Origin of the sequence: Arthrobacter sp. 7Tela_A1 (assembly GCF_049311065.1) — a bacterium.
Lineage (GTDB): Bacteria > Actinomycetota > Actinomycetes > Actinomycetales > Micrococcaceae > Arthrobacter_B.
In genome coordinates this window covers 153,561-160,157 of sequence record NZ_JAXIOO010000002.1, presented here as the reverse complement: position 1 = coordinate 160,157, position 6,597 = coordinate 153,561, and the positions used below count along the sequence as shown (strand labels likewise).

General features: G+C 66.5%; 6 protein-coding genes. 2 read left to right on the top strand and 4 right to left on the bottom strand.

Features of this window, described 5'->3' with window-relative positions:
• Positions 1 to 164: 164 nt before the first annotated feature.
• From gdhA to TVB01_RS01630, 3 genes are all read right to left on the bottom strand, one after another.
• Positions 165 to 1,505 carry an NADP-specific glutamate dehydrogenase gene (gdhA, locus tag TVB01_RS01640; protein WP_422453596.1) on the bottom strand — a complete coding sequence of 447 codons (1,341 nt, stop codon included), beginning with the start codon at positions 1,503 to 1,505 and terminating at the stop codon, positions 165 to 167.
• Between the two features lie 87 nt (positions 1,506 to 1,592).
• Entirely contained in the window at positions 1,593 to 2,147 is a 555-nt protein-coding gene (locus TVB01_RS01635) for an ArsR/SmtB family transcription factor (RefSeq protein ID WP_422453594.1), read from the bottom strand.
• Positions 2,148 to 2,224: 77 nt separating this feature from the next.
• The gene (locus tag TVB01_RS01630; protein ID WP_422453592.1) at positions 2,225 to 3,433 is read right to left on the bottom strand and encodes an acetoin utilization protein AcuC; all 1,209 of its coding nucleotides are present in this window, start codon (positions 3,431 to 3,433) and stop codon (positions 2,225 to 2,227) included.
• A gap of 109 nt (positions 3,434 to 3,542) precedes the next feature.
• Here TVB01_RS01630 and TVB01_RS01625 point away from each other — a divergent pair, with 109 nt between their 5' ends.
• Together TVB01_RS01625 and TVB01_RS01620 are read left to right on the top strand one after the other, a co-directional pair.
• On the top strand, positions 3,543 to 4,952 hold the full coding sequence (locus TVB01_RS01625) for a TrkH family potassium uptake protein (RefSeq protein ID WP_422453590.1): 1,410 nt from the start codon (positions 3,543 to 3,545) through the stop codon (positions 4,950 to 4,952).
• Positions 4,945 to 5,613 carry a potassium channel family protein gene (locus TVB01_RS01620; RefSeq protein WP_227894094.1) on the top strand — a complete coding sequence of 223 codons (669 nt, stop codon included), beginning with the start codon at positions 4,945 to 4,947 and terminating at the stop codon, positions 5,611 to 5,613. Before TVB01_RS01625 ends, TVB01_RS01620 begins: the two co-directional genes overlap by 8 nt.
• A 13-nt stretch (positions 5,614 to 5,626) precedes the next feature.
• Here the strand turns inward: TVB01_RS01620 and proC are convergent, their stop codons facing one another.
• Positions 5,627 to 6,472, bottom strand: a complete 846-nt coding sequence (gene proC, locus TVB01_RS01615; RefSeq protein ID WP_422453589.1) for a pyrroline-5-carboxylate reductase — start codon at positions 6,470 to 6,472, stop codon at positions 5,627 to 5,629.
• Positions 6,473 to 6,597 lie beyond the last annotated feature (125 nt).

Genomic DNA, 6,597 nt, shown 5'->3' with positions numbered 1-6,597 from the left:
GGCCGGGGTGGACAGGACCATCGAGATCCTCTCCGCCCAGGCCGCCCGCACGCTGGCGCTCATGGGGGTGGACCGCATCGCCGACCTCAGCCCGGAGCATGTCAGGCTGCTCTCGGCCTACAGCCCGCTCAGCGGGGCCCCCGGGCTGGACGCGGCGCGGTTGACTAGATGACGCCGAGCGCCAGCATCGCGTCGGCGACCTTGACGAAGCCGCCGATGTTGGCGCCCACGACGTAGTTGCCGGGAGACCCGTAATGTTCCGCCGTTTCGGCACACCGGTCATGGATGTTCACCATGATCTGGCTCAGCCGCTGTTCGGTGTGTTCAAAGGACCAGGCATCACGGCTGGCATTCTGCTGCATTTCCAGCGCCGACGTGGCCACGCCGCCGGCGTTGGCAGCCTTGCCGGGGCCGAAGAGGACGTTCGCTTCCTGGAACACCTCGATCGCCTTGGGAGTGCACGGCATGTTCGCGCCCTCGGCTACGGCGACCACACCGGATTTGACCAGCGAGACGGCGTCTTGTTCGCCCAACTCGTTTTGGGTGGCGCACGGAAGGGCGACGTTCGCACCGGCGTCCCAGACGGACCCGCCGGCTACGTAGGAGACTCCGCTGCCCCTGCGCGCCGCGTACTCCGAAATGCGGCCGCGTTCATGCTCCTTGATCTGGCGCAGCAGCGGAACATCGATGCCCGCTTCGTCCACGACGTAGCCGCCGGAGTCCGAGCAGGCAATGACCTTGCCGCCCAGCTCCTGTGCCTTCGCGACGGCGTTGATGGCCACGTTCCCGGAGCCCGAGACGATGACCCGCTGGCCGTCCAGGCTGAGGTTGCGTGTCTTGAGCATCTCCTCGACGAACATCACCGCTCCGTAGCCGGTCGCTTCGGGGCGGACCAGGGACCCGCCCCAGCTCACTCCCTTGCCGGTGAGGACGCCGGACTCGTAACGGTTGGTAATGCGCTTGTACTGTCCAAACAGGTACCCGATCTCGCGGCCGCCCACCCCGATGTCGCCTGCGGGGACGTCAGTGTACTCCCCGATGTGGCGGTACAGCTCGGTCATGAAGGACTGGCAAAACCGCATGACTTCGGCGTCGGACTTTCCCCGGGGATCGAAGTCGGAGCCGCCCTTGCCGCCGCCGATGGGCATGCCGGTCAGTGCGTTCTTGAAGATCTGCTCGAAGCCGAGGAACTTGACGATGCCCAGATAGACGGACGGGTGGAAGCGCAGTCCGCCTTTGTACGGGCCCAGCGCTGAATTGAATTCAACGCGGAAGCCGCGGTTGATCCGCACATGTCCGGAGTCGTCGACCCACGGGACCCGGAAGATTATCTGGCGCTCCGGTTCGCAGATGCGCTGCAGGATGGCGGCTTCGCCGAACTCGGGATGCTTGCGCAGCACCGGTTCAAGGGAGTCGAAGACTTCTACCACCGCCTGGTGGAATTCGGTTTCGCCGGGATTGCGGCGGAATACTTCGTCGCGCACGCGGGTAAGAGTTGCGTCCATGTGTTGCTCCTTTGGTGATCCCCTCCCGCTTAATACGCTAGACCGATTGGTGCCTGTGCGCGATCCAGGACCGGTGCGGGATGCCGTCTAGGGGCGACGGCGGCGGAACTTGGGCAGTGAACCCAGCAGATCAGCGGCGCGTTCCGCGGCGCGGCCGACGGTGCGGCCAAGCTGCTGCTGGACGCTGGCGTCGGATGCCGAAAGGTGCTCGGCGGCCCCCGGCGGCAGCTGCGCGGCCGCGGCAGCGGCTGCGGTTTGCCGGCCGGGGTCGGACGCCGGGCGTCCGGCGAACAGGGACCGGCCGCCGCGTGTTTCGGCTGTCTCCAGTCCGGCGGCGACGCCGGCCAGACGCGGAGTGGTGGGCTGGGCGGCGGTAAGTGATGGCAGATCAAATGCGCTTAGCCATAGTACTACTTCATCGAGGGGAGCCGTCTTCAGCCCGTAGTAGCGGCGCTGGCCGTCAGCGCGCATGGTGACCAGACCGGCCTCGCGCAGGACCTTCAGGTGCTTCGACACCGTGGGCTGGCTGACCTCCAGTTCTTCAACCAGCGTTCCAACGGATTTGTCCCCGCCGCGGAGGGCCCCGAGGATCTCCCGCCGGGTCCCTTCCGCGATGACAGCGAATACATCGTCAATGACCATAGGCATTACCTTAGCGGTACATATCCCCGGCGGCGTTTCCCGCCGGCAGCCTTCCCTTCCCCGGGACGTGCAGCGGCCTAGTCGAACCAGGGGTCCAGCCCGTGCAGCGGGAAGATCTCCTTGCGCGTGGCCATGACCGTCCGGTCAATGTCGTCATTGGGGTCGTAGCCGACTTCCCAGGACCGCCACCACATGTCCACGCCGTCGCCCATCGCCTTCGGGGTATCTATGCCGTGCCGTTCCCGGACGTAGTCGCGCCACGCGGCCGGAACCGGCGTCGTCACGGGCATTCGCTGGTTCGCAGCGACCGCCAGCAGCAGGGCCCAAGAGCGCGGAACCACGCTGGCGACGTTGTAGCCTCCGCCGCCGGTGGCCACCCAGCGGCCCTCGCTGAACTGGTCGGCCAGCCCGGAAATGCTCAGCGCTGCCTGCCGCTGGGTGTCCACGGAAAGGCGCAGGTTGGACAGCGGGTCGTCCCGGTGTCCGTCGCAGCCGTGCTGGCTGATGATCACCTGGGGCTCAAAGGCGCCGGTGAGCTGCGGGACGACGGCGTGGAAGGCCCGGAGCCAGCCGGCGTCCGAGGTGCCCGGCGGCAGCGCCACGTTCACCGCCGTGCCCGGCGCATCCGGTCCCCCGGCTTCGTTGGCGAATCCCGTGCCCGGGAAGAGCGAGAGCCCCGTCTCGTGCAGGGAGATGGTCATGACGCGCGGGTCGTTCCAGAAGATCGACTGCGTGCCGTCGCCGTGGTGGGCGTCTACGTCGATGTAGAGGACGCGGGTGTAGCCCGCCGCAAGGAAACGGTCGACGGCGGCAGCGGCGTCGTTGTAGATGCAGAACCCGGACGCCTTGCCGGCCGCGGCGTGGTGCATTCCCCCGCTGAAGTTCACTGCGTGCAGCGCTTCGCCGGACAGCACTGCCTCAGCGGCTGCCAGTGACCCGCCAAAGAGCCGGGCACTCGCTTCGTGCATGCCCTCGAAAGCCGGGTCGTCTTCCGTGCCCAGTCCCAGCGGTTCATTTGCCTGCCCTGGATTGCTGCTGACATCCCGCACGGCGGCAACGTATTCGGGCAGATGCACCCTGGTCAGCTGGGAATCGCTTGCGACGAACGACTCGGCCAGGCTCACCTGCGGCAGGTCGAAGATTCCCAGTTCCTTCGCGAGCCGGGCAGTGAGGTCCAGGCGGAGCGGACTCATGGGATGGTTGGGCCCAAAGTTGTAGCCCAGCAAGGACTCGTCCCACACGATGCGTGTTGGAATCGCGGGGAGGCTCAGCCCGGAAGTGGTCATGCTCACAGGCTACGCGATGAGGCCCACGCGTCCCGCAACGACGGTTGCCGGGTTAAGTGGTTTACTACCTATTCAGGACCACCGCGCACAGAACTGGACTTTTCTACCCATGGCTTCCGATCCTCAGCTGACGCGGCAGACCAACCTGCGCCGTCCCCTCGGCTTGGTGGTTGCAGCGCGGGACTTCATAGACACCGTGGCAAACTCATCCCCGGCGCGGCTGGCACTGATCGTCTTTTCCCTTGTCATCCTGCTGTTTACGGCCCTGCTGGCCCTGCCCCTGGCCTCCTCCTCGGGGCAGGCCACCGCACTGCATGATGCATTGTTCACGGCTGTTTCGGCGGTCTGCGTCACCGGGTTGACCGTGGTATCCACGGCAACCCACTGGTCCGCGTTTGGCCAGGTGCTCATCCTGGTGGCCATCCAGGTGGGCGGCCTGGGCATCCTGACCATGGCTTCGCTGCTGGCACTGGCCGTGAACCGGCGCCTGGGCCTGCGCGGCAAGCTGATTGCCCAGGAAGGCATGAACACCGGACGCCTGGGCGAGGTCGGCAACCTGCTGCGGATTGTTGTCAGCACCACGGTGCTGATTGAACTGGTGCTGGCCGCCGTGCTGGCACCCCGGTTCATGATCCTGGGCGAGTCACCGGGCCAGGCCATCTGGCACGCCGTCTTTTATGCCGTCTCCTCGTTCAACAACGCCGGGTTCACACCGCACTCGGACGGCTTGGTGCCGTATGAACATGACCTGTGGGTCCTGGTGCCGATCATGATCGGCGTCTTCATCGGGAGTCTGGGCTTCCCGGTCATCATGGTCCTGCTGCAGAGCCGGCTGCGCTCCAGGGCGTGGAACCTGCACACCAAGCTCACGGTGCTGGTGTCACTGGTCCTGCTGGTTGCCGGCACGCTGCTCTGGGCGGTTTTCGAATGGTTCAACCAGCGCACCATTGCCGGGATGGGCGTGGGAGAAAAGATCCTGCACGCCCTGTTCGCCTCCGTGATGATGCGTTCGGGCGGCTTCAGCCTGGTGGACATGGCGGACCAGGACGCCTCCACCCTGCTCATCACGGACATGCTGATGTTTGCCGGCGGCGGCTCTGCCTCGACGGCCGGCGGCATCAAGGTGACCACCATTGCCGTGATCTTCCTCGCCATCGTTGCCGAAGCACGCGGCGACACGGACGTCCGGGCCTTCGGACGGAACATTCCGGCCGGTGCCCTGCGCGTGGCCATTTCCGTGGTGATCCTGGGTGCAACCATGGTGGCGGCGGCTACCATCGGCCTGCTGCTGGTCACGGACGAAACCCTGCAGCCGGTACTGTTCGAAGTGATCTCTGCCTTCGCTACCGTGGGCCTGAGCATTGGGCTCAGTCCTGAGCTGCCGCCGTCGGGCAAGTACATCCTGGCCGGCCTGATGTTCGCCGGACGCGTTGGGACGATCACCCTGGCCGCTGCCCTGGCGCTGCGGCAACGCAAGCCGCTGTACCACTACCCCGAAGAAAGGCCCATCATTGGCTGAGAGACCACCGCACAACGCCCCCGTCCTGGTCATCGGGCTGGGACGCTTCGGCTCCGCCACCGCCGAGCAACTGGTGAAGCAGGGCCGTGAAGTCCTGGCGATCGAGCGGGACCCGGACCTCGTGCAGAAGGCCTCGGGAAAGCTCACACACGTGGTCCAGGCGGACGCGACCAACATTGATGCGCTGAAGCAGCTGGGTGCGCAGGACTTCTCCGCCGCCGTCGTGGGCGTGGGCACTTCGATCGAGTCCAGCGTGCTGATCACGGTGAACCTGGTGGACTTGGGCATCGAGCACCTCTGGGTCAAGGCGATCACACCCGCCCACGGCAAGATCCTGACCCGGATCGGTGCCAACCACGTGATCTATCCGGAAGCCGACGCGGGCCAGCGGGCCGCACACCTGGTGGGCGGCCGGATGCTGGACTTCATCGAGTTCGACGACGACTTCGCGATCGTCAAGATGTACCCGCCCAAGGAAACCCAGGGGTTCACCCTGCGCGAATCCAACGTGCGGTCCAAGTACGGAGTGACCATCGTCGGAGTGAAGTCGCCGGGCGAGGATTTCACGTACGCCCAGGCGGATACCCGGGTCTCCAGCCGGGACGTGCTCATCGTTTCCGGCCACGTGGACCTGCTGGAACGGTTCGCCTCGCGCCCGTAGCGGGCTGAATCCGCTAGGGAGCGGCGTTCAGCTCACCGGTGATTTCCGCAGAGCGGTCGGCAGCCGCGGCCATGCCGGCGGCAATGATGCCCGGCAGGTCCCGGTCCGCGAAGACTCCGATAGCCGCTTCCGTGGTCCCGTTGGGGCTGGTCACGGCCCTGCGGAGGGCCGCGGCGTCGGCTCCGGGTTGGGCCAGCATGGCACCGGCGCCGGCCAGGGTTTCGGCGGCGAGCACGGCTGCCAGTTCCGGATCGAGCCCCAGTTCCGCTCCGGCCTTCGCCATGGCTTCGGCAAGGTAAAAGGCGTAGGCGGGTCCGGAGCCGCTGACTGAACCCACAGCGTTGATCTGCTCTTCGGGCACCTGGACGACGCGCCCGGTTCCCGCAAGGAGCGAGCTCACCAGGTCCACGGACGCCGGCGCAGCAGCAGTTCCGGCAGACAGTGCGGTCACGCCCCGGCCCAGCTTGGCCGGAGTGTTGGGCATGGTGCGGATGACCTGGGCCCCGGCCGGGAGGGCGGCTTCCATCAGGTCCAGCGGCACCGCGGCAGCAACGCTCACGACGACGGCGCCGGACTTGAGCACCGGCCCCACCTCGGTGAGCATGGCACGCACGCCTGCGGGTTTGACGCCGACGATCAGCACGTCAGCTTCCGCCGCGGCGCTCCGGTTCGCGGCAGCGTCCTCCGAGCCTGCCAAGACGGTGATCCCGTGGCGAACACGCAGCTCAGCGGCCCGTTCGGACCTGCGGACGGTGGCCGTCACCCGGTCCTTGGGGAAGCCCCCGGCGAGGATGCCGCCGAGGATGGCTTCGTTCATGGAGCCGCAGCCGAGGAAAGTGATTCGGGGAGAAGTGGGCATGGCCCGATTCTTTCATGCCCTTCCCGCCGCCCCGAACACGGCATTCGGAGCAAACATCCAGCTTCCTCAATGGTCCTGCACATCGTTGGTGCTTACTGTTGATACTGCCTCTTGGAGGTGCGAGT

Excerpts from the sequence above, each read along its gene's own strand:
- gdhA (WP_422453596.1), bottom strand. The coding sequence starts at position 1,505 with ATGGACGCAACTCTTACCCGCGTGCGCGACGAAGTATTCCGCCGCAAT.
- TVB01_RS01635 (WP_422453594.1), bottom strand. The coding sequence starts at position 2,147 with ATGGTCATTGACGATGTATTCGCTGTCATCGCGGAAGGGACCCGGCGG.
- TVB01_RS01630 (WP_422453592.1), bottom strand. The coding sequence starts at position 3,433 with ATGACCACTTCCGGGCTGAGCCTCCCCGCGATTCCAACACGCATCGTG.
- TVB01_RS01625 (WP_422453590.1), top strand. The coding sequence starts at position 3,543 with ATGGCTTCCGATCCTCAGCTGACGCGGCAGACCAACCTGCGCCGTCCC.
- proC (WP_422453589.1), bottom strand. The coding sequence starts at position 6,472 with ATGCCCACTTCTCCCCGAATCACTTTCCTCGGCTGCGGCTCCATGAAC.